General features: G+C 74.6%; 15 protein-coding genes. 4 read left to right on the top strand and 11 right to left on the bottom strand.

Going from position 1 to position 21,504, the window contains the following annotated elements:
- Positions 1-6: 6 nt before the first annotated feature.
- From BX266_RS30150 to BX266_RS30115, 8 genes are all read right to left on the bottom strand, one after another.
- Positions 7-819 (bottom strand): polysaccharide deacetylase family protein, encoded by an 813-nt coding sequence (locus BX266_RS30150; RefSeq protein WP_099904933.1) that lies wholly within the window; start codon positions 817-819, stop codon positions 7-9.
- Complete coding sequence (locus tag BX266_RS30145) at positions 816-1,781, bottom strand: glycosyltransferase family 2 protein (RefSeq protein ID WP_218969284.1); 966 nt, start codon at positions 1,779-1,781, stop codon at positions 816-818. The genes BX266_RS30150 and BX266_RS30145 overlap by 4 nt, the downstream gene beginning before the upstream one ends.
- Positions 1,778-3,316: a lipopolysaccharide biosynthesis protein gene (locus BX266_RS30140; RefSeq protein WP_099904931.1), complete on the bottom strand. Its 1,539-nt coding sequence runs from the start codon at positions 3,314-3,316 to the stop codon at positions 1,778-1,780. The genes BX266_RS30145 and BX266_RS30140 overlap by 4 nt, the downstream gene beginning before the upstream one ends.
- Complete coding sequence (locus BX266_RS30135; protein WP_099904929.1) at positions 3,313-4,620, bottom strand: glycosyltransferase family 2 protein; 1,308 nt, start codon at positions 4,618-4,620, stop codon at positions 3,313-3,315. The genes BX266_RS30140 and BX266_RS30135 overlap by 4 nt, the downstream gene beginning before the upstream one ends.
- On the bottom strand, positions 4,620-5,996 hold the full coding sequence (locus tag BX266_RS30130; RefSeq protein WP_099904927.1) for a glycosyltransferase family 2 protein: 1,377 nt from the start codon (positions 5,994-5,996) through the stop codon (positions 4,620-4,622). The genes BX266_RS30135 and BX266_RS30130 overlap by 1 nt, the downstream gene beginning before the upstream one ends.
- Positions 5,993-6,898, bottom strand: a complete 906-nt coding sequence (locus BX266_RS30125) for a glycosyltransferase family 2 protein (RefSeq protein ID WP_259464923.1) — start codon at positions 6,896-6,898, stop codon at positions 5,993-5,995. The genes BX266_RS30130 and BX266_RS30125 overlap by 4 nt, the downstream gene beginning before the upstream one ends.
- 556 nt (positions 6,899-7,454) lie before the next feature.
- Positions 7,455-9,575, bottom strand: a complete 2,121-nt coding sequence (locus tag BX266_RS30120) for a bifunctional diguanylate cyclase/phosphodiesterase (RefSeq protein WP_099904925.1) — start codon at positions 9,573-9,575, stop codon at positions 7,455-7,457.
- Positions 9,572-10,378: an SAM-dependent methyltransferase gene (locus BX266_RS30115; protein ID WP_099904923.1), complete on the bottom strand. Its 807-nt coding sequence runs from the start codon at positions 10,376-10,378 to the stop codon at positions 9,572-9,574. The genes BX266_RS30120 and BX266_RS30115 overlap by 4 nt, the downstream gene beginning before the upstream one ends.
- Positions 10,379-10,531: 153 nt before the next feature.
- On the opposite strand from BX266_RS30115, the gene BX266_RS30110 reads away from it, so the two are divergent.
- Positions 10,532-12,298, top strand: coding sequence for a glycoside hydrolase family 15 protein (locus BX266_RS30110; protein WP_099908476.1), 1,767 nt, complete (start codon positions 10,532-10,534; stop codon positions 12,296-12,298).
- An 83-nt stretch (positions 12,299-12,381) separates the two neighbouring features.
- On the opposite strand, the gene BX266_RS30105 is transcribed toward BX266_RS30110, so the two are convergent.
- Positions 12,382-14,541 (bottom strand): glycoside hydrolase family 6 protein, encoded by a 2,160-nt coding sequence (locus BX266_RS30105; protein ID WP_099904921.1) that lies wholly within the window; start codon positions 14,539-14,541, stop codon positions 12,382-12,384.
- 966 nt (positions 14,542-15,507) lie between these two features.
- Here BX266_RS30105 and BX266_RS30100 point away from each other — a divergent pair.
- Positions 15,508-16,701, top strand: coding sequence for a winged helix DNA-binding domain-containing protein (locus tag BX266_RS30100; protein ID WP_259464922.1), 1,194 nt, complete (start codon positions 15,508-15,510; stop codon positions 16,699-16,701).
- A gap of 57 nt (positions 16,702-16,758) precedes the next feature.
- Here the strand turns inward: BX266_RS30100 and BX266_RS30095 are convergent, their stop codons facing one another.
- A complete protein-coding gene (locus BX266_RS30095; RefSeq protein ID WP_099904917.1) occupies positions 16,759-17,250 on the bottom strand; it encodes a nucleotidyltransferase domain-containing protein in 492 nt (163 codons plus the stop codon).
- Positions 17,251-17,820: 570 nt separating this feature from the next.
- On the opposite strand from BX266_RS30095, the gene BX266_RS30090 reads away from it, so the two are divergent.
- Complete coding sequence (locus BX266_RS30090; protein WP_099904915.1) at positions 17,821-19,527, top strand: methyltransferase; 1,707 nt, start codon at positions 17,821-17,823, stop codon at positions 19,525-19,527.
- Positions 19,528-19,592: 65 nt separating this feature from the next.
- On the opposite strand, the gene BX266_RS30085 is transcribed toward BX266_RS30090, so the two are convergent.
- Positions 19,593-20,189 (bottom strand): hypothetical protein, encoded by a 597-nt coding sequence (locus tag BX266_RS30085; RefSeq protein ID WP_099904913.1) that lies wholly within the window; start codon positions 20,187-20,189, stop codon positions 19,593-19,595.
- 209 nt (positions 20,190-20,398) lie between these two features.
- On the opposite strand from BX266_RS30085, the gene BX266_RS30080 reads away from it, so the two are divergent.
- Positions 20,399-21,427 (top strand): aminotransferase class I/II-fold pyridoxal phosphate-dependent enzyme, encoded by a 1,029-nt coding sequence (locus tag BX266_RS30080; RefSeq protein ID WP_180290669.1) that lies wholly within the window; start codon positions 20,399-20,401, stop codon positions 21,425-21,427.
- The last annotated feature ends 77 nt before the right edge of the window (positions 21,428-21,504 follow it).

The raw sequence follows: 21,504 nt of genomic DNA, 5'->3' as shown, positions 1-21,504 counted from the left end.
TCCGCCTCAGGCCGTGGGTGGTCCGCCGACGGGGCTGCCGAGGGCGGTGCGGACCCGGCGGTAGGTGCGCCAGGCGCGGGTGTAGAGGCTTTCGGGGACGGGGCCGACCCGGGCGCCGCGGCCGAGCGCCCACTGGTCGAAGACCTGGCCGGGGGTGTCGTGCATGACCATCAGGCGGCAGATCCGCAGCGGGTCGTCGTGGTCGGAGCTGAACTTGTTCTCGACGGCGGTGGCGGAGGTCCAGCCGGCGTCGCGGACCTTGGCGCGGACGGTGCGGCTGGAGTAGCCGTGCGGGTAGGCGTACGCGGTGGCGGAGTGGCCGAGGGCGTCCTCCAGGCCGTGTTTGCAGCCGGTGATCTCGTCGTCGAGGCGGGAGCCGTACACGGTGTCGAGCGGGACGTGGGTCATCGAGTGGCCGCCCATCTCGACGCCGAGGGTGTCCAGGGTGGCGACCTGACGCCAGTTCAGCATGGGGGTGTCGGGCAGCAGGCTGCCGGAGCCGCGGCCGCCGGGCGGGTGGATCGCGCCGACGGTGAGGTAGAGGGTGGCGGCGAGGCCGCGGTCGGAGAGTTCGGGGGCGACGGTCCAGTAGAAGTCGGCGTAGCCGTCGTCGAAGGTGAGGACGGCGGCGTCGGCCGGCAGCGCCGGTCCGCCGTGCAGGGCGGCGACCAGGCGGCGCAGCGGCACGATCCGGCGTCCGGCGTCCTGGATCCGGTCGAGTTGGACCCGGAACGCGCGGGGCGTGACGGTGTAGGGGGCGAGCCACTGGGGCGGGTCGTCGGAGATCGAGTGGTACAGGAAGACGGGGACCGCGCTCATGGCCGCCTCCCCGGGTGCGGGGCCGGGCCGGGCCCGGCGGTGCGGGCGCGGCCGAACGCGGTGGCGGCGGTCCCGGCGGCGTAGCCGAGGACGGTGAGCGCGGTGCCGGCGCACAGGGCGGCGGCCCGGGCGACCCGGGCGTGCCGCAGGTCGTCGCCGAGGGCGGCGGGCAGGGTGCGGCGCAGGTGGCGGCGTTCCTCGGCGAGGCCGCGGCGCGGTCCGGCCAGGCGGGCGACCCGGGCCTTGGAGCGGCCTTCGGCCCAGCAGCGGGCCCGGAAGTACGCCCAGGCGGCGCGGGTTTCGGGGACGTGGTGGCGGACCACGGCGGCGGGGTCGTAGCACAGCCGGGTGCCGGGGTGACGGCGGGTCAGGCGCAGGCAGAGCTCGGTCTCCTCGCAGCCGAGCGGGCGGGTGCCGATCCGGCCGAGTTCGGTGCGGAAGCCGCCGGCCTCGTGCAGCGCGGTGCGGCGGAAGGACATGTTGGCGCCGATCAGGTTGCGGACGGCGGCGGGGCGGCGGGGTGCGCCGCGGTGGGTGCAGCCCACCACCCAGTCGAACTCGGGCGGGAACCAGCCGGGCCGGCCGCCGTCCCAGCGGGGGGTGACCAGGCCGCCGACGCCGAGCACGGCGGGGTCGCGGTAGCCGTCGAGCAGGCGCCGGATCCAGTCGGGGGCGGCGGTGGCGTCGTCGTCGAGGAAGCAGACGATCTCGCCGCGGGCGGCGGCGACGCCGGTGTTGCGGGCGCCGGACAGGCCGCGCGGGCCGCTGTTGGCGAGCACCGAGACACCGTCCAACCCGGCTGCTTTCGAAGCGAGTTCGGGGTTGTGGTCGGCGATCAGCAGCAGTTCGTCGACCGGGTGCAGCTGGGCCCGGACGGAGGTCACGGCCGCTCGAATGTCGTCCCACCGGTCCAGGGTGTAGGCGCAGATGACGACGGTGACGGTGGCGGGTGGGGTGCTCATGCCGGCCTCCTGTGCGGTGCGGGCAGCCACCGGGGAAGGGTGGCGAGCAGTGGGACGGCGAGGACGCAGGCGGCGATCAGCCAGGCCAGCCCGACGCCGGTCAGGCCGAGCGGCGGCAGCAGCACGACGGCCAGGACGAGGACGAGTCCGGCGGAGCCGAACTCCAGCAGCAGCAGGGTGCGCAGCGCGCGACGGACCCGGGCCACCTCGATCGCCACCCCGAGGACGACGTTGGGCAGCGCGGACAGCGCCATCAACCGCAGGACGGTGGTGCCGTGTTCGGCGTAGCCGGGGCCGAACGGCAGCAGCAGCAGCGGCGCGGCGGCGGTGACGGCGAGGGTGGGCAGGGTGACCAGCAGGGTGGCGTGCCGCAGCATCCGGCGGCCGTGCTCGGCGAGCCGGGCCGGTTCGCGGACGCCCTCGACCAGCAGCGAGCCGCCCATCGAGGCGACGGCCACGTAGAAGGTGTCGGCGATGATGAACGCCAGGCCGTAGTAGGCAGCCTGGTCCGCGCCGAGCCGGCCGAGGACCAGCAGGGGGACGGCGGTGCCGCAGGCGACGCCCGCGGTCTTGCCGAAGTAGTCGGCGGTGGCGTAGCCGAGGACCCGGCGCGGTCGGGGCGCGCCCGCCCGGTCGGCGCGCTGGTGGGCGGGGATGGCGTGCCGGAACAGCACGGCGCTGGTGACGGCGATGGCGACCAGCAGGGCCAGCGACCAGGCGAGCAGGATTCCGCTGGACACCGCGAGCGCGGCGCACAGTCCCAGCAGCACGGCCTTGACGACGTTGAACAGGGCGTTCTCGCCGAGCACCCAGCCGGTGCGGCGCAGCCCGGTGAGCGCGCCGTCCTGCAGCACGAAGACGGAGTAGCCGGCCGTCGCGACCAGGAACGCGGCGGCGGGCAACGGGTCCCGCAGGAAGGCGAGTTCGGGCGAGATCCAGGGCACCAGCAGCAGGAAGCCGACGGCGGCGAGGCCGCTCGCGCCGACGCTGACGGCGTAGCAGCGCAGCACCAGCCAGCGGGTGTGGCGGCCCGCGGTGGGCACGAACCGGGTGAGCACGTCGCCGAGGTTGAACCGCCCGAGCCCCGACAGCAGTCCGGCAACGGCCAGCGCCGCCGTGCAGCGCCCGACCGTCTCGGGGCTGTACCAGCGGGTGGCGAGGATCCAGAACACCGCGCCCAGGGCGGCCGAGAGCAGGGCGCTGCCGGCCAGCATGTGCCCGTTGCGCAGCAGCGGCTCCGCGGGCCGGCGGTGCGCCCGCCGGGCGGGTGCGGCGGTGGCCCCGCTGCCCGGCCGGCGAGTGGCGTCGGTGTCCGGCCCGCCGGTGGCGGCGGGTGCGGCGGTCGCGTCCGCGACGGCGGCGCCCGTGACCGGCCCGGCGGCCACCGGCAGCGGCGGCCGCACGGCTGCCGGGTCGTCGGCCGGGGTGTGCGGTGTGTCCGTCCGGTGGTGGGTCGCGCGCAGGCCCTTGGCCAGTTCGGCCCGCAGCAGGGCGGTGAACGTGCGCGGCGCGGTGGCGAGTTGCTCGGAAGTCACGGCTCGGCTCCTTCGCCGGTGCGGCGGCGTTCGCGGGCGCCGCGCAGGTAGCCGGCCGGGCCGTGCAGCAGGCCGAGCAGTTCGCGGCGGCCGAGGGCGGCGAGGGCGGGGTCCTGGTGCCGGGCGGCCTGGTCGTCGCCGCGGCGCATCGCCTGCCGGGCGCCGCGCGGGAGCCGGGCGGCGAGGGCGGGCAGCAGGGCGGGGTGGCGGACGGCGGCTGCGGTCAGGTAGGCGCCGAAGCCGGTGCCGAAGTTGTGGATCTGGTCGGCGAGTTCGCGTTCGGTGCGGCGGTGGCGGTGCCAGACCAGGGCGTCGGGCTGGTAGGCGAGGGTGGCGCCGGCCCGCAGCACCCGCAGGAAGGCGAGCAGGTCCTCGCCGCCGCGGCCGGGGCTCCCGGCGCCGATCGCGGGCTCGAACCCGCCCAGCCGGCGCAGCAGTCGGGTGCGGAAGGCCATGTTGGCGCCGGTGCCGCAGCGGCTGACGGTGAACGGGAACAGCGGGTCGTCGACGGGCGGCCGGTCGAGGCGCCAGGCGGCGGGGGCGAAGCCCCGGCTGTAGCCGCAGTAGCGTTCGAAGGCGACCTGGGCGGGGGTGTCGAGTTCGGCGGGCAGCACCAGTCCGGTGACGCAGCCGATCGCCGGGTCGGCGGCGAAGCGGGCGGCGAAGGCGGCCGCCCAGCCGGTGTCGGTCAGCGCGTCGTCGTCGGTGAAGGCGATCAACTCGCCTCGGGCGGCGGCCAGTCCGCGGTTGCGGGCCCTGGCGAGGCCCGGCACCGGCTCGCGGAGGTACCGGACCCGGCCCGGGTCGCGCCCGTCGACCAGTTCCTCGACGGCCCGGCCGGTGGGCGCGTTGTCCACGATCAGGTACTCGACGTGCGGATAGCCGTTCCGCAGCAGGGAGTCGAGGCACTGTCGCAGCATCCCCTCCCGGTCCCGGGTGCAGACCACGACGCTCACCAGCGGCCCGTCGGCGGGCGCCGCCCAGGTCTCCCGGGGCGTTCCGATCCGCTCTCCCTCGGCTGCCAATTCGCTTGCCAGCAGCTGCGGTTCGCGGCGGTCGGCGGTTCCGGTCAGCAGGCCGAGCGGGCGCCCCTGACGGCGGATCAGCGCGAGCACCCGGCCGTCGGGGCGCACGGGCCCGCCGCCGGGCGCCCGCAGTTCGCCGGGCCGGTCGAGGTCGAGGTCGACCACCGCGGCGGGCGCGTCCGGGACGAGGGCCCGGAGTTCGGCCACCGAGGCCCACAGCGCCTCCGCGCCTGCGGTCCTCCGCTCGGCCCGGTTCCCGTGCGCCACCGCGCTGTTCATCACCGGGCACCTCCTGCTGCGGCCACCGCGACGGCATGCCGGTCGGCGGTGTGCTGGCGGCGGACGCTGATCAGGTAGCCGAGCGGCCCGTACAGCAGGCCGCACAGTTCGCGCCGGCCGAGGTGGGCGGGCAGCACGGGTTCGGCGGCCGCCGCTGCGGCGCAGGCCCGGGCGGTGGCGGTGCGGGCAGTGGCGGTGCGGGCCCGGTGGGCGAGCTGCCACTGCCACAGGCCGCGCGGCAGCCGGCGCACCAGCGGGGCCAGGGTGGCGGGGTGGTGGGTGACGGCGGCGGTCAGGTAGGCGCCGAAGCCGACGCCGAAGTTGTAGACCTGGTCGGCGAGTTCGCCGTCGGTGCGGGGGTGGCGGTGCCAGACGATGGCGTCGGGCTGGTAGGCGATGGCGGCGCCCGCGCCGAGGATCCGGAAGAACGCCAGCAGTTCCTCGCCGCCGCGGGCGGGGGTGCCGGCCCCGGTGGCGGGGTCGAACCCGCCGAGGCGGCGCAGCAGTTCGGTGCGGAAGGCCATGTTGGCGCCGGAGCCGCACCGGCCGACCGAGAAGCGCAGCAGCGGGTCCTCGGCGTCCGCCAGTGACCAGGTGCGGGCGTGGTAGCCGCGGGCGTAGCCGCCGTACAGCTCCAGGGCCCGTTGGGCGGGGGTGTCGAGTTCGGCGGGCAGCACCAGTCCGGTGACGCAGCCGGTCTCCGGGAGGTCGGCGAAGGCGTCGGCGAGGGCGTCGATCCAGCCGGTGTCGACCAGCACGTCGTCGTCCGCGAAGGCGGTCAACTCGCCGCGGGCGGCGGCGAGTCCGCAGTTGCGGGCGCGGGCCGAACCGGTGACGGGTTCGCACAGGTAGCGGACCCGGTCGCGGTAGTGGAGGTCGATCAGGAGGCGGGTGCGGTCGTCGGTGGGCGCGTTGTCGACGACCAGCACCTCGTAGTGCGGGTAGGGCGAGCGCAGCAGGGTGTCGAGGCAGCGCCGCAGGGCCTCGGGGCGGTGGTGGGTGGGGACGACGACGCTGACGGTCGGGCGGTCGGCGCCGGCCCGGTCGCGGGCGGTGCGGCTGTACCCGGCCGCGGGGACGGCGCTGGAGCGGGCGGGGACGGGCAGTTCGCGATGAGCGGCGGCGACCAGCGCCCGGGCGAGCGCAGCGGGCCGGCCGCTCGTCCCGGTGGCGTGCACCATGCCGAGCGGGTGTCCGTGCAGCCGCACCAACGCCGACACGCGTCCGTCGGGGTCGGCGGGGCCTCGGCCGCCGGGCGAGCGCACCTCGCCCGGGTCGTCCAGGTCCAGTTCGACCACGGTGACGGGGGTGTGCGGCGAGTGGGGTGCGGCGGGCGGCGGGCAGGCCGCAGGGTGGCGCCGGTCGCTGCCGTTCATCGTCCCTCCCCCGCGCCGGGGCGTTCCGCGAGCAGGGTGCGCAGCACTCTGCGGCCGTCGGAGACGGCGTGCAGGTGGGAGCGTCCGCTGCGGCGGGGAAGTTCGAGGCTCGGGACTTCGGCGATCCGCAGTCCCGAGCGCAGCGCGTGCGCGACCATTTCCGCCTCGATCTCGAACCCCGTCGCGTGCAGGTCGAGTTCGGCGAGGAAGCCGCGGCGGAACGCGCAGTAGCCGTAGCACAGGTCGGTGAGCAGGGCCCCGTACAGGCGGTTGACGACCAGCAGCAGCGCCTTGTTGCCGAGGGCTCGCAGCGGGGTGAGGTCGAGCGAGCCGCCGCCGGCGATCCGCCGGGAGCCCTTGACGAAGTCGTAGCCGTGGTCGAGGAAGTGCAGGAAGTGCGGGATCTCGCCGGGCCACATCGAGCCGTCGGCGTCGATCATCACGATGTACTCGCCGCTGGCGGCGGCGAACCCGGTGCGCAGCGCGTTGCCCTTGCCCGGGCCGTCCTGCTGGACGCTGCGGACGGCGGGCAGGCAGGCGCGGGCCATCGCGACGGTGGCGTCCCGGGAGGAGCCGTCGACCAGGATGACCTCGTCGACGCAGTTCGGGATCTGCTCGAACACCCAGGGGATGTTGCGGGCTTCGTCGCGGGCGGGCACCACCAGGCTGACGGTGTGCCGGCTGCTGTAGTCGCCGGTGCGGCGGCCGGGGGCCCGGGCGGGCTGTCGGTCGTCGGAGCGCCGCATCGGCGCCCGGTCGGCGGCGCGCCGCTTCGGCGTGCGGTCGGCGGTCCGGTCGTCGGCGCGGCGCAGCGGGGTGCGGTCGGCGGCGCGGCGCAGCGGGTTCTGGGGCGGGGTGCCGGAGTTGGCGGAAGGTTGCCCGGTGGGCAGGGTGGCGCTCATCGCGGTGTGCCTCTCGCTGAGGCGGCAGCGGGCACGGCGGTGCCCGTGCGGAGGGTGGAGTGCGGCGTCCGGTACGTACCGCCGCGGTTCGGTGCTCCCCCGGTGTCCCCCGGTCGGGCTCCCCTGCCCGTCCCCCGTCGGGACGGTCGACGCCGAAGAAGGGCGATCGCCGTCCGGGGCGCGTGGTGCGCCGCGGGTGGCCTGCTCGGCGGAGTCCGGGACGGTGCCCGGTCGCCGACGTGGCCAGAACCTCATCGTCCGCCCGCCGACGAGGAACTGTCAACCACCTTTGTCAGGCATTGTCCGATTTATTCATCTTTGCCGGACCTCGGGTTCCGACCTCCTCGCGGCGTGCGGGCGCACCGTCCGGCGATCACGGGCGGGGCCGAGGTGCCGCACCGCACCGCGTGCCGACCGGGCGGGTGCCGCGGGTGTCGAGCGGCTCGGCATGCGCCGACGGCCGAAGTCCTGCGAGCCGGGACCGGTCCGGGGCTCTCCGCGCCGACCTGCTCCGGGTGTCCGAAACTGCCACCCCGCCGCGCGGCGAGGGACGTGCTCAGGTGTCGCTGTCGGCGGGCAGGGCGATCTCCAGGTCGGCCTCGGCGATCCGCCGGGCGATCTCGCCCGGGCGCACCGGCCGGCCGAAGTGCCAGCCCTGGGCGAGGTCGCAGCCCATCAGGCGCAGCCGTTCGGCGTCGGCGCGGCTCTCCACGCCCTCGGCGGTGACCGACAGGCCCAGGGTGTGGGCGAGCGAGACGAGTCCGCTGACGATCCGCCAGCCGAGGTGGGTGTCCTTGGCGGGGTCGTGCAGGTCGCCGACGAAGGAGCCGGCGATCTTCAGGTTGGAGACCGGCAGGTCGCGCAGGTAGGCGAGGTTGGACCAGCCGGTGCCGAAGTCGTCGACGGACAGCGAGACGCCCATGTCGACCAGGGCGTGCAGCGCCTTGAGCGCCTCGTCCTCGGGGCCGACCACGGTGGACTCGGTGATCTCCAGCTGCAGCATGGACGGGTCGAGCCCGGTGGTGCGCAGGATCCGGTCGATGTCGCCGACCAGTCCGGCGTTGCGGGCCTGACGGACCGCCAGGTTGACGCTGAGCCTGGGCGCCCGGTCGCCGAACCTGGCGACCCAGTCGGCGGCCTGCTCGCAGGCCTGCTCCAGCACCCAGCGGCCGAGCGGCATGATCAGCCCGGTCTCCTCGGCGACGCCGACGAACTCCTCCGGTCCGAGCACGCCCAGCTGCGGGTGGCGCCAGCGCACCAGCGCCTCGACGCCGGTCATGGCGCCGGAGGCGAGGTCGACCATCGGCTGGTAGTCGATGAAGAACTCGCCGCGGTCCAGCGCCGCGGGCATCCGTACGGACACCGCGTAGCGGCTGACGGCGCGCGCGTTCTCCTTCGGGTCGAACAGGGTCCAGCGGCCCCGGCCGGCCTCCTTGGCGCGGTACAGCGTCAGGTCGGCGGCCCGCACCGCCGCGCCCGGCGTGGTGGTGGCCATCCGGCGCTCCAGCACGCCGATGCTGGCGCCGACGGCCAGCCGGTGGTCGCCGATCACCACCGGTTTGGTGAGCGCGGCGAGCACGGTCTTGGCGGCGGCGACGGCCTCCTGCTCGCCGCGGCAGTTCTCCAGCAGCACCACGAACTCGTCGCCGCCGAGCCGGGCCACCATGTGCCCGAGCGGGCTGAGCGCGGACTCCAGCCGGCCGGCCACCACGGTCAGCAACTGGTCGCCCATGTCGTGGCCGAGGCTGTCGTTGACGACCTTGAAGCCGTCCAGGTCGACGTAGCAGAGGCCGAACCGGGCGTCCGGCTCCGGCTCCTCGAACAGCGCCTCCAGGCGCTCGAAGAACGCGGCCCGGTTGGGCAGCCCGGTCAGCGGGTCGTGAGTGGCCTGGTGGCGCAGCCGTTCCTGCAGGCGGTAGCGGTCGGTGATGTCCTCCAGCATCGCCACCTGGTAGAGCGGCGTGCCGTCGTCGTCGCGGATCAGCGAGACCGTCAGGTGGGTCCACACCACTTCGCCGTCGCGCCGGTAGTACGGCTTGTCGAACTGGAAGTACTCGCGCTTGCCGCTGATCAGCTCCTCGTACGCCTCCCACACGCCCGGGGTGTCCTCGGGGTGGACCAGGTCGTTGACGCGCACGCCCCGCATGTCCTCGGGGCCGCCGCCGAAGATGTCGCCCAGCGCCCGGTTGACGGCCAGGATGTTGCCGTCGGTGTCGCCGAGGCCGATGCCGATCGCCGCCGACTCGAACAGCGCGCGAAATCGGGCCTCGGAGGCGCGCAGGGCCTTCTCGACCTCCTGCCGGGCGGTGTCGGCGGCCAGCCGGATCGCCTCCTGCTCGCGCAGGGTGCGCTCGCGCAGCGCCTCCGCCCAGCCGGCCGCGAACGCCCCGCTGAGCGCCGGGCCGCGCTCGTCGGGCACCGGCTGACGCTGGATCAACTGCACCGCTTCGGACAGCAGTTGCGGGTCGGTGAAGTGGTTGTCGATCAGCAGCCCGCCGACCTGGTTGGCGAGCTCGGGCCGGAACGGGTGCTCCTGGGCGGCCCGGTGGAGCAGTTCGGCGGTCCGGGCGATCAGCGGGTTGAGCACGCCGGGCCGCACCGCGGCGCCGTGCCCGGTGCGCAGCATCGCCGCCCACGCGGCGTGGAACCCGTTGCCCGCGGGCGGCGACTCGTTCACGACAGGCGTCCGACGCCGGCCATCCCGGTCATCCGCTCGGGGTGCGGGCCGACCGACTCCGCATCGTCGGGGCGCCACTCGGGCAGGTACACCACGCCGGGTTCGAGCAGTTCGTAGCCCTCGAACATGGCGGTGATCTGCTCGCGGCTGCGCATGGTGAGCGGCGTGGGCGTGGACTTGTACAGCTTCTGGTGGCCCGCCGCCTGGTCGGGGCGGCCCTCCAGCGAGGCGTGCGAGAGGACCAGCAGGCTGCCGCTGGGCAGCGCCTCGCGGAGCTTGGCGAGGATCTTCAGCGGCTCGTCGGCGTCGGTGACGAAGTGCATGACCGCGTTCAGGATCACCGCGACGGGCTCGCCGGGCGCCAGCAGTTCCTCGACCTCGGGGCGGGCCAGCAGGTCGTCGATGTTGCGCAGGTCCGCGTCGACGATCTGGCTGAGCGGGTCGCCGGCCAGGATCAGGCGGCTGTGCGCGACGGCCACCGGGTCCATGTCGATGTAGACCACGCGCGCGTCGGGCTGGTACTCGCGGGCGACCTCGTGCACGGCGCCGAAGGTCGGGATGCCGGAGCCGATGTCGAGGAAGCGGCTGATGCCCTCCTGGGCGACGAACTGGGTGGCGCGGCGGAGGAACGCCCGGTTCGCCCGCATGATCTTGGGCAGGTCCGGCCAGAGCTCGATCGCTGTGCGAGCCATCTGGCGGTCCACCTCGAAGTTGTGCGAACCGCCGAGGTAGTAGTCGTACACCCGGGCCGCGTTCGGCTTGTCGAGGTCGGTCCCTGCGGGCACCCAGTTCGGACGCGCCATGACGGCACCCCTTCCGGCGTGGCAGTCGAAAAATGACAACAGGACATAAAGATCTTCCTATACTTCCAATCCGCACCGCAAGCCAGGAGGTCCGAACAGCGGCGCGGCGCGCCCCGTGTGGCGGCGGCCGGGAAGCGGCGCAGAATCACCCTCATGGGCGGACGCATCGAGGACTACGCGCTCCTCTCCGATCTGCAGACCGCCGCACTGGTCGGCCGGGACGGCTCGGTGGACTGGCTCTGCCTCCCCCGCTTCGACTCCCCCAGCTGCTTCGCCGCCCTGCTCGGCACCCCCGAGCACGGCGCCTGGCAGCTCGCCCCCACCGGAGCCGACGCCGCGCACTGCACCTCCCGCCGCTACCTCGCCGACACGCTCGTGCTGGAGACCCGCTGGCGCACCCCCGACGGCGAGGTCAAGGTCCTCGACTTCATGCCGCACCGCGAGCGCGCCCCGCAGCTGATCCGCATCGTCGAGGGCGTCAGCGGCGCCGTCCCGGTCCGCGGCGAGCTGCGGCTGCGCTTCCACCACGGCCGGATCTCCCCCTGGGTCCGCCGCACCGACCGCCACCGGGTCGCCGTCGCCGGCCCGGACTCCGCCTGGCTTCGGGTGCCGCCCGGCGTGCACACCTACGGCGTCGACGGCGCCACCGTCTCCGAGTTCACCGCCACCCCCGGACAGCGCGTCGCGTTCCTGCTCACCTGGCAGCCCTCCCACCTCGCCACCACCCCGCGCGCCGACCCCGACGCGCTGCTCGCCGCCACCGTCGAGGGCTGGCGCGGCTGGGCCGCCCAGTGCCCCTACCGCGGCGAGTGGCGGGAGGCGGTGCTGCGCTCGCTGCTCACCCTGAAGGCCCTCGCCTACGAGCCGACCGGCGGCATCGTCGCCGCCCCGACCAGCTCGCTGCCGGAGGTGCCGGGCGGCGAACGCAACTGGGACTACCGGTACTGCTGGCTGCGCGACTCCTCGATGACGCTCTCCGCGCTGCTGCGCGGCGGCTTCCGGCAGGAGGCCGCCGCCTGGCGCAAGTGGCTGCTGCGGGCGGTCGCCGGCGACCCGTCCGCCGTCCAGGCCGTGTACGGGGTGGCCGGCGAGCGCGGCCTGCCGGAGACCGAGGCCGACTGGCTGCCCGGACACCTCGACTCGCGCCCCGTCCGGTTCGGCAACGCAGCCGTCGGCCAGCTCCAACTCGACGTCTACGGCGAGGTGGTGGACACCCTCAACCTGGCACTGCGGGCCGGCATCCCGATGGAGCGCCAGGTGTGGAGCCTGCTGCGCACCCTGCTCGCCTCGCTGTCCGTCCGCTGGCGCGAGCCGGACGAGGGCCTGTGGGAGGTCCGCAGCGACCGGCGGCACTTCACCCACTCCAAGGTGATGGCCTGGGTGGCCGCCGACCGCGCGGTCCGGATGGCCGAGGCCACCGGCCTGCCCGCCCCGTCGTCCGAGTGGCGGGCCCTGCGCGACCAGGTGCACGCCGAGGTGTGCGAGCGCGCCGTCGACCCGCGCCGCGGCGTGTTCGTCCGCTCCTACGGCTCGACGGAGCTGGACGCGGCGACGCTGTTCGTCGCCACCACCGGCTTCCTGCCGCCGGACGACCCGCGGGTGGCGCGCACCGTGGAGGCCGTCCAACACGGCCTCGACCACGGCGGGCTGGTGCGCCGCTACCCGCCCGGCGCGGAGGACGGCCTGGCGGGCAGCGAAGGGGCGTTCCTGGCCTGCTCGTTCTGGCTCGCGGACGCGCTCACCGTCCTCGGGCGGCACCAGGAGGCGCGCGAACTCTTCGCCCGGGCCGCCTCGTTGGGCAACGACCTGGGCCTGCTGAGCGAGCAGTGGGACCCGGTGGGCCGTCGGCAGCTCGGCAACACCCCGCAGGCGTTCACCCATGTCGCGCTGGTCAACACCGCTTTCCGACTGGGCGGTTGACGTCGCAGCGGTGGGAAACGGGCAGCCGCCCACGTGCAGACTCTGCACGTGGGCGGCGCCTCAGGGTTGCGCGGCTACCGTCGTCAGCTGGTGGCCGTGCAGGTCAGGGTCGGAACCGCGTTGCTGCCGGTGTAGCTGCCGCCGAAGCCGAAGCTGGTGGTGGCGCCGGCCGCGACCTGGCCGTTGTAGGCCTGGTTGGCGACGGTCACGGACTGGCCGCTCTGCGAGGAGACACCGTTCCACAGGTTGGTGACCTGCTGGTTGCCCGCGAAGGTCCAGGTCACCTTCCAGGTCTTGATCGCCGAGCTGCCGGCGGTGACGGTCACGTCGGCGTTGAAGCCGTTGCCCCAGTCACTGCTGACCTTGTAGCTGGCGGTGCAGCCCGCACCGGTGCCGGTGCCCGCCTGGGTGGTGGCGGTCACCGCCGCGGAGGCGGCGGAGAGGTTGCCGGCCGCGTCCTTCGCCTTGACCGTGTACGAGTACGCGGTGGAGGCGCTCAGACCCGAGTCGGTGTACGAGGTGGTCGTGGTGGACCCGACCAGGGTGCCGCCGCGGTACACGTTGTAGCCCGTCACGCCGACGTTGTCGGTGGAGGCGGTCCAGCTCAGCGAGGCGCTGCTGGAGGTGGTGGTCGCCGCCAGGTTGGTCGGGGCGGTGGGCGCGGTGGTGTCGGTGGTGCCGCCGGCCGAGGTGGTGACGCTCAGCGCCGCCGAGGAGGCCGAGACGTTGCCCGCCGCGTCCTTCGCCTTGACCGTGTACGAGTACGCGGTGGAGGCGCTCAGGCCGGTGTCGGTGAACGAGGTGTTGTTGGTGGACCCGATCAGGGTGCCGCCGCGGTACACGTCGTAGCCGGAGACGCCGACGTTGTCGGTGGAGGCGGTCCAGCTCAGCGCGACGCTGCTGGAGGTGGTGGTCGCCGCCAGGCCGGTCGGGGCGGTCGGGGCGGTGGTGTCCGCGGTGCCGCCGCCGAGCGTCGGGTAGGCGTTCTTCAGCAGCTCCTGGAACTGCGCGGAGAACCAGTGGCCCGCGAGCGGGGCGTTCGGCAGCGCGCCGGACATGTTGTTGTTGTTGCGCGCGTTGCCGGTGTACGTCGGGTCGCACATCGCGTCGAAGCCCTTGCCCTCGTCGTTGGCGACGGCAGAGCTCGCTCCGTCCGACTCACCCGGGGGCTTCACCCACACGTACGCGGCGATGCCGTCCTCGGGGGCCGCCTTCGGGCGCTCGCCGAGGCCCGCGCCGGACTGGTTGCACCAGTTGCCGGTCTGGAAGCGGCGGTCGATCCGGCTGCCGTCGACGTACGCGTCGACCGTGGTCTTCGGGCCCGGGCCGGTCGGACGGTTGGCGCCGCCCCAGCCGTTGCGGGAGGTGTCGATGATCATGCCGATGTTCGAGTTGAACCCGGACGCGATCGCCTTGGTGCGCCACGCCTTCGCGAAGGACGCCTCGTCGACGTACTGGTTCCAGTCCACCCACTTCGACTGGCGGACGGAGGTGCCGTTCACCGTGTCGCTGACCGTGAAGTTCGGCTCGTGCAGCGCGCCGTAGTTGGCGGTGTTGACGACGAAGCCCTGCACGTTGGCGAGGGTCGAGCCGGACGCGGTGGCGGCCTGCTTGATGACGTCGATGGCCGGCTGCATGTTGGAGTCCCAGCCCAGCCAACCGTGGTGGCCCGCGTCCACGTAGTTGTAGACGTTCGGGATCGCGCCCAGCTTGGCCAGCGCGTAGCCCACGCCGTTGACGTAGTTGCCGTTGGCCTTCATGGTTTCGCAGTTGGCCGTCGACGTCGCCGTGCCGCCCGCGTTGGTGGTCAGGTTCGGCAGCGAGTCGAGTTCGACCGTGGTCACGATCCGCAGGCTCGCGTAGGCCGGGTCGGCCAGGATCGCGGCGATCGGGTCGATGAACTCGCTCTTGTAGCGCGGCAGGTCGGTGGGGCCGAGCTCGCCGTTCGAGGCCAGCGCCGCGCAGTCGCGGCCCGGCAGGTCGTAGATCACGACCTGGAACACGTACGGCTTGCCCGCGGCCTGCTTCACCGCGGCGTCCAGATGGGCCCGCAGACCCATCCCGCCGTTCACGCCGCTGATGGCCGCGATGCGGTCCAGCCACACGAAGGTGGGCTGGTTGGAGATCGCCGAGCCGCCCGGCTCGGCGGCGGCGTGGGCCGCCCACTCGGGGTTGACGTAAACACCGGCGCCGACGAAGGGGTTGTCGACTCGGGTCGCCGCGTGGGCGGAGGTGGTCGTCATGGCAATGGGGAGAACGGTCGCGGCGCTGAGCACCGCAGCCGCTGCCGCCGTCCGGAGACGGCGCGTCAGGTTGGCCGACACAGTGACGGGAGTCCTTTCGGGTGGGGGACGGACTCGACAGGAAACACTCCCAATTAATGGGAGCGCTCCCATACTTAGCCCGGGCTGAGCCGAACTCGGCCCGGGGACAACCGATATGAAGCCATGACCTCGAACTCCCGTCAAGAAGTTCGACAGAACCCGTGGGAGCGCTCCCGCCAGACGGAATGGGCACTGACTCTTACGGATCAGCCACCCGCCCCACCCGCCGCCTCTCGCTGCCGTCAGCCCCAATCACCGCCCCAGGCACGGCAGTTCACCGCCGCACCGGCCACGGTTCGTCGGCGCTCCATCCCCGCGGGGGTGCGAGTCCCGGCCACCCCCACCCCCGGGCCCGCGGCCGGAACCCACGCCCTCCACCCGCCCCCGAAACTTCCACCGACGGGGTCGCGGAGCTGCCTCGACCACATCCAATTCGGCCGCTGGGTCGGCAAGTTCGGCCCCTCGCTGGGTCGTCTCCGGCGCGCCCGCGCGATCCGCCGTCGAACAGCGGCGGTGCCGACTGCACCCAACCTCGCGCAACGGCGCAGGAGTTCGGCGCTGTGCGGCCACCGTCCGGCCGGCCGCCGGACGTCCGACCGTTGCGCCGCCCCGGCCGCCCGCCATCCCCTACCACCTGCGGAGTCGGCCTGTCCTGGCGCTGCCGGGGCCGACCGGTCGGCACCGCTCCGATGCCCGCCCGAGCGGGCGCGCGCCGGCCTGGCTCCGGGCCGCTCGCCGCCCCGTGGGAATCGCCCACCGGTCCGCGAAACTTTCACTGCGGGGCGGCCTCCCCGATCGAATCCGGCCAGGATGACCGGTTTCGCGTCGCTGCCCCGGCGGTGCGGAGCGCCGTGGCAGGCTGTCCCCGACCACGAGGAGGAACGCGTGCCCGCCCGACCGCAGTTCGACCAGGACCAGCGCCGCGCCCGGCTCGCCCGGCGGCACCGACTCGCCCCCGGCACCCGGGCCGAGCACGCCGAGCAGGCGGTGGCCGCCCTGGTCGCCGTGCACGCCACCGACGCCGCGACGGTGTTCCTCGCCGTCTCGGCCCGGCTCGCCACGCCCGGCACCGCCGACACCGAGCGCGCCCTCTACGAGGACGGCACCGTGCTGCGCCGCCACGGCATGCGCAACACCCTGTTCGCGATCCCCGCCGGCCTGGCGCCCGTCCTCTACGCCTCCACCACCGCCAAGGTCGCCGCCCGCGAACGCACCCGCCTGCTGAAGGACTTCGCCGCCAGCGGCCGCGACGCCGCCTGGACCGCCGAGGCCGAGGCGGCCGTGCACGCCGCCCTCGCCGACGCCCCGACCGGACTCACCGGAAGCCAACTCGGCGACCTGGTGCCGCAACTGCGCGAGAAGCTCGACTACGGCGTGGGCACCTCGTACCAGGCCGAACAGCCCGTGAGCATGCGGATGCTGCGCCTGCTCGGCATGGAGGGCAGCATGGTCCGCCGCCGGCCGGTGGGCAGTTGGACCAGCAGCCAGCACCGCTGGGCCCCCGGCCCGCCGGTGCCCGCCGCGCCGTCGGCCGCCGAACGCAGCGCCGCCCAGGCCGAGTTGGCCCGCCAGTGGCTGGCCTCCTACGGGCCCGCGACGGAGGACGACCTGGTCTGGTGGACCGGCTGGGGCGTGCGCGAGGTACGGGCCGCGCTCACCGCGTGCGGCGCCGTCGACGTCGCGCTCTCCGGCCCGGACACGGCCGCGGACACCGGCGTCGCCCTGCCCGACGACCTCGACCCGGTTGCCGCCCCGGCGCCCTGGGCCGCCCTGCTGCCCGCCCTCGACCCCACCGCGATGGGCTGGAAGCACCGCGACTGGTACCTCTCCCCCGCCGACCGGCCGCACCTGGTCGACCGCACCGGAAATATCGGGCCGACCGTGTGGTGGGACGGCCGCATCGTCGGCGGCTGGGCCCAACGCCGGGACGGCGAGATCCTGTTCGAGCTGCTCGCCGACCCGGGCGCCGAAGCCCGCGAAGCCATCGCCGCCGAAGCCGCCGCCCTCCGCACCGTCCTCGCCGAAATCCGCGTCACCCCGCGGTTCCGCACCCCGCTGGAGCGCCGCCTCACCTCCTGACCGGGCACCGCCCGCCGCCGACCGGTGCCTCGCCCCGGCCGCGGCTCGCCCGGCGGCTCAGAAGTGGGTGGCGATCCCGAACGCCTCGCGCAGCTGTGCCATGTCCTGGCGGTCGCGGTCGGTCGGCGGGTAGCCCTGGTGGAAGTACACCTGCTGCTCGGCGGACAGGCAGGGGACGGGCCTGCCGGCGATCCTCCCCGTGACGAAGCACGAGGCCGGGTAGCGGAACGGGCGCTCGGGCTCGAAGGACTGCTGCACCGCGTCGCCGTCCGTCCCGAACACCAGCGGGTGCAGGTCGATCTCCCGCCCGAGGGCGTCGGCGACCACGAACCTGACGGGCCGCTGGTCGACCGTCTGCTCGAACCCCAGGTCCCGCAGCACGCCCAGCACGACGGGCTCCTCCTCCTGACGGTGCAGCAGGTCCAGGTCCCGGTGCGGCCGGGTCTCCCGGCCGAGCAGCGCGTCGATCCCCCACCCCCCGGCGATCCAGACCCGCACCCCGGCCGCCCGCACCGCGGCCACGACCTCCACCACGTCCACGTCCCGCACGCCCGCCGCCCCTCCCACTGCACCCGGACACCACGGCCCGACACGCCAGGGTACGACGTCCCGCACCTTCGCCCGACCGGTCCGAGCAGTACTCGGAGCGAGCGCGCATCCGGTGCTCGGCGAGCTCCAGCAGGACTGGTCGGCGGCCGGACCGCACCGGACCGGGCCGACGGACGCCGCAGGTCCCGGCCGGACCCACCCCGCCCCGCACGCAGCGCCGCCGCCGCCGCCGGAAGGCGTTTTCCGTCTGTGCTCGCACCACCCGCCGCCCGCCGGGCTTGCCGCTCCGCGCGGTCGCGCCGGGCGAGACCGGGCCACCGCCGACCCGGTCCAATCGGGTGAAACCGGAACGGCCGCCGCTTTCCCCGCGGTTAAGATCACGTCAACTGACGCATGGTCAGATTGGTTCGGGCGCACCGCATTTCGCCGTCGCTCCCGCCGTGTGCGCCTCCACTTCCACGGAGGACGCCTCCCCCGGCGACGCCCCTCGGGCACCCGTGCCCGGACCCGCCACCGCCATCAGAAACGTTTCGCCCACGCACCACTTTCCAGTGTCGAGGACAGTTCACCATGACCGCCACGCTCACCGACGCGGACCTGCTCCGGGCCGCCGTCGACCACGTCCGCACCCACGACACCGCCGCCCTGCTGCGGGCGTTGCTCCCCGGCCTGGACGGCGTCGAACTGCGCGCCATCACGGACCGCTGCCGCTTCGCGCACACCGCGCTGCTGGTCTTCCCGTCCGGTCCCGACGCCCTCCGACGGACGCTGGCCGACAGCGGCTTGACGGTGCGGGAGGCGCCGCAGCCCAGCACGGTGGTGCGCCAGCGGCTCGCCTCCCGGCACCGCCTCGACGCGGCCGGGCTGGACGTCGGCATCCTGCGCCCGAGCGTCACCGGACTGGACGGCGAGCGCCGGGTGGTCGAACTGTTCGCGCTGACCGTCCCCGAGGGGTCGGAGCTCGCCGAACTCGCCTCCCACGAGCGCGCCTTGCAGCACGAGGCGCACCTCGGTTTCGAGGTGGACCGGCCGGACCCGCTGGTCCTGCGCGGCCTGTGCGCGGTTCTCGCCCGGCACGGCGCCCGGGCCGACGGCGGTGGCTACAACCCGCACGAGGACGGCACGGTGTTCTACTTCGAGGCGCCCGCCGACTCGAAGGCCGGGTACCGCCGGATCGAGCTCTACGCGCCGGGCGACCACCGCGACCTGCTCGCCGACCACCTGGCCCGACACCGCGCCGAGCAGCCCGCCGAGGCCCTGCTGCGCCTGCTCACCGGCGCGTGGACCACCCAGGCACTGGCAGCCTTCGCCGAGTTGGGCGTCCCGGAGGCCATGGACGAGCACACCGGGCGCACCGCCGAGCAGTTGGCGCAGGCCGTCGACGCCGACCCGGACACCCTGCTCTCGTTGCTGCGCTACCTGACCATGCTGGGCGCGGTGCTCCGGGACGGCGCGGGCTTCCGGCTCTCGCCGTCCGGTGCGCTGCTGCGCGCGGACGCCCCGGGGTCGCTGCGGCCGCTGGCGCTGCTGTACGCGGGGCCGTTCTACCGGTCGTTCGCGCGGCTGTCGGACACGGTGCGCACCGGCCGGGTCGCGTTCGACGAGCTGTACGGCGAGAACCACTTCGACCATTTCGCGCGGGATCCGGAGTTGGCGGAGCTGTTCGACCGGTCGATGGCCGCCAGCACCCGGATGTTCGACCCGCTGCCGTCCCACCCGGTGGTGCGGGCCGCGGCCGCCGCGTCCAGGCCGGACGCACCGCGGACCGTGGTCGATCTCGCGGGCGGCACCGGCGAGTTGCTGGCCCGCCTGCTCACCGCCCATCCGGGCCTGCACGGCGTGCTGCTGGAGCGTCCCCGGGTGGCCGCCGCCGCACGGCAGTTCTTCGACGCCACGGGCTGCGGCCCGCGCGCGGCGTGCCGCAGCGGCGACTTCGCGGACGTCCCCGCGGACGGCGACGTCTACGTGCTGTCGCGGGTGCTGCACGACTGGGAGGACGACCGCTGCCGCGAGATCCTGCGGCACCTGGCCGACGCGATGCCGGCCCACGCCGACCTGCTGATCGTCGAGCGGGTCCTCCCGGACGACGGCTCCCCTTCGCTCGCCACCGCCTGGGACCTGCACATGCGCTGCAACGTGGGCGGCCGCGAGCGCACCGCCGCCCACTTCGCGCGCCTTCTCGCGGACGCGGGACTGGAGTTGGTGGACCGCTCGCCGTTGCCGCTGGACGCCTTCGTGCTGCAGGCCCGCAAGTCGGACCCTCGGTCCGGCATCTGACGCTTCGTCGGCCGGAGTCCGCCCGGCGGTGGCCGCACCGGGCTGCGACCGCCGGGCCGGGCGGCTCAGCCGGCGCCCGGCCCGGCGGCGGGGGCGCTGACCTCCAGGATCACGGCGGTGCCGCCGACGGTCCGGTCCTCGTGCATCGCGATGAGCTGTCCCGGCCGGAGCCCGCGCCACCGCTGCGGGTCCAGCGGGGCGAGCCGGACGGTGGCCCGTTCGCCCGGTCCCAGGAAGGGCGTGGCCTCCACCCACAGGGCCGCGATGTCGACGACGGTGTCGCCGTCCGGCGTCCGGTGGCCGATGTTCCACATCGGGCGCATCACCCCGGCTCCGGAGAACGGTCCGGTCCGGCGGCTCTCACCGGCCGGGCGGAGGGTGAGTTCGGCCCGGATCACACCGTTGCGCGCTTCGTAGCACCGCCAGCGGCACCACCTGGTGCTCCGCTCCAGGTGGAGCTGTTCGGCGACCTCTGCCAGGTTCTCCCAGAAGGCGAGCGGCAGCGCCGGACGGTCGCCGAGCTCCTCCAGGACCCCGATCGCCACCTCCCACTGATCGTGGGCCAGCCACTCCCAGACGTCGGCGAGCGTGAGGTCGTCGGCGGTGGCCGCGCCCTCCGGTACCAGCAGTGCGGCGGCTTCCAGCAGCTCGGCGACGTCCATCCGCCGATTCTCGGCCACCGCCCCACCCCGCCCGCGACCAGGGTCCGCCCCGGCCTGCCGTCTGCCGCGAGCGGCGGTGGGCAACCTAGCGTGGGACTGGACGGCGGCGGAGGGAGCACAGGGTGGTCGAGCGGTTCTCGCGGGCTGGGACGGGGAGTGCCAAGTGGGCGCGGGCGGGGGTGGGGCGGATCGCCATGGGGGTGGCGGACATGGATCTGCCGGGTCCGCCGGCGGTGGGGGCGGCGCTGCGGGCGCGGGCGGGGCATCCGGCGTTCGGGTACCCGGTGGCGGAGCCGGCGGACCGGGTGCTGGTGGCGCAGTGGTACCGGCGGCGGCACGGCGTGGAGGTGGATCCGGAGTGGGTGATACTGCTGCCGGTCGCGCCGGGGACGGCGGTGCGGCTGCTGGTGGAGGCGACGCGTCCGCTGCCCGGTCCCGCGGTGTTCGTGACGCCGGAGTGGGGCGGGTTCGCCCGGGTGTGCGGGGCGGCGGGGGTGGCGACGCGGGAGCTGCCGCTGCTGCCGACGGGTGATCCGGAAACCGCTTTCCGGTTGCCGTTGGAGGAGGTCGCGGCATCCCGTCCGGGCCTGGTGCTGCTGAGCAGTCCGCACAACCCGACCGGCCGGCTCTGGTCGGCGCGGGAGATCCGGGCGCTGGCCCGGGCGGCGGCGCCCGGGCTGCTCATCTCGGACGAGGTGCACGGCGATCTGCGCCATCCGGACGCGGGCGCGCCGCATCCGGTGGCGGTGGCGGTGACGGACGGGGCGCCGAACGTGGTGACGCTGAACTCGGTCGGCAAGACCTTCAACGTGTCGGGCGTGCCGAGCTGCTTCGCGCTGGTGCCGGACCGGGCGCTGCGGGAGCAGCTGACCGCCGTGCTGGCGGGGTTCGGGCTGTGGGAGGGCGGTCTGCTGGGTGCAGTGGTGCAGCGGGCGGCGCTGGCGGAGGGCGGTCCGTGGCTGGACGGTCTGCTGGAGCACCTGGTGGCGGCGCGGGAGCTCGCGGTGGCGGCGCTGGGCGGGGCGGTGCTGGCACGTCCGCGGGCGTCGTACCTGTTGTGGCTGGACGGGTCGGGTCTCGGCACCCGCGAGGAGCTGCTCACCCAACGTCATGTCGAACTGGCGGACGGATCCGACTTCGGAGCGGCCGGTTCCGGGTGCCTGCGGCTGAATTTCGCCCTGCCGATGGACCGCCTGCGCACCGCTCTCACCCGCTTGACCTGCGAGAGTGCCGCTTGAGCGGCATCGAGGTTTGCCCCGGAGCAGACTGAGCAGGAACAACCGGGCCCGAGTCGCGTACCGAGGGATGGTGAAAC

Origin of the sequence: Streptomyces sp. TLI_171, assembly GCF_003610255.1 — a bacterium.
GTDB lineage: Bacteria > Actinomycetota > Actinomycetes > Streptomycetales > Streptomycetaceae > Kitasatospora.
Note: the sequence above shows the minus strand (reverse complement) of the source record. Positions and strands in the feature narration are given on the sequence as shown.

What these genes read in the sequence shown, in the direction of transcription:
- BX266_RS30150 (WP_099904933.1), bottom strand. Translation starts at nt 819, where the DNA reads ATGAGCGCGGTCCCCGTCTTCCTGTACCACTCGATCTCCGACGACCCG.
- BX266_RS30145 (WP_218969284.1), bottom strand. Translation starts at nt 1,781, where the DNA reads ATGAGCACCCCACCCGCCACCGTCACCGTCGTCATCTGCGCCTACACC.
- BX266_RS30135 (WP_099904929.1), bottom strand. Translation starts at nt 4,620, where the DNA reads ATGAACAGCGCGGTGGCGCACGGGAACCGGGCCGAGCGGAGGACCGCA.
- BX266_RS30130 (WP_099904927.1), bottom strand. Translation starts at nt 5,996, where the DNA reads ATGAACGGCAGCGACCGGCGCCACCCTGCGGCCTGCCCGCCGCCCGCC.
- BX266_RS30125 (WP_259464923.1), bottom strand. Translation starts at nt 6,898, where the DNA reads ATGAGCGCCACCCTGCCCACCGGGCAACCTTCCGCCAACTCCGGCACC.
- BX266_RS30115 (WP_099904923.1), bottom strand. Translation starts at nt 10,378, where the DNA reads ATGGCGCGTCCGAACTGGGTGCCCGCAGGGACCGACCTCGACAAGCCG.
- BX266_RS30110 (WP_099908476.1), top strand. Translation starts at nt 10,532, where the DNA reads ATGGGCGGACGCATCGAGGACTACGCGCTCCTCTCCGATCTGCAGACC.
- BX266_RS30105 (WP_099904921.1), bottom strand. Translation starts at nt 14,541, where the DNA reads ATGACGACCACCTCCGCCCACGCGGCGACCCGAGTCGACAACCCCTTC.
- BX266_RS30090 (WP_099904915.1), top strand. Translation starts at nt 17,821, where the DNA reads ATGACCGCCACGCTCACCGACGCGGACCTGCTCCGGGCCGCCGTCGAC.
- BX266_RS30085 (WP_099904913.1), bottom strand. Translation starts at nt 20,189, where the DNA reads ATGGACGTCGCCGAGCTGCTGGAAGCCGCCGCACTGCTGGTACCGGAG.
- BX266_RS30080 (WP_180290669.1), top strand. Translation starts at nt 20,399, where the DNA reads ATGGATCTGCCGGGTCCGCCGGCGGTGGGGGCGGCGCTGCGGGCGCGG.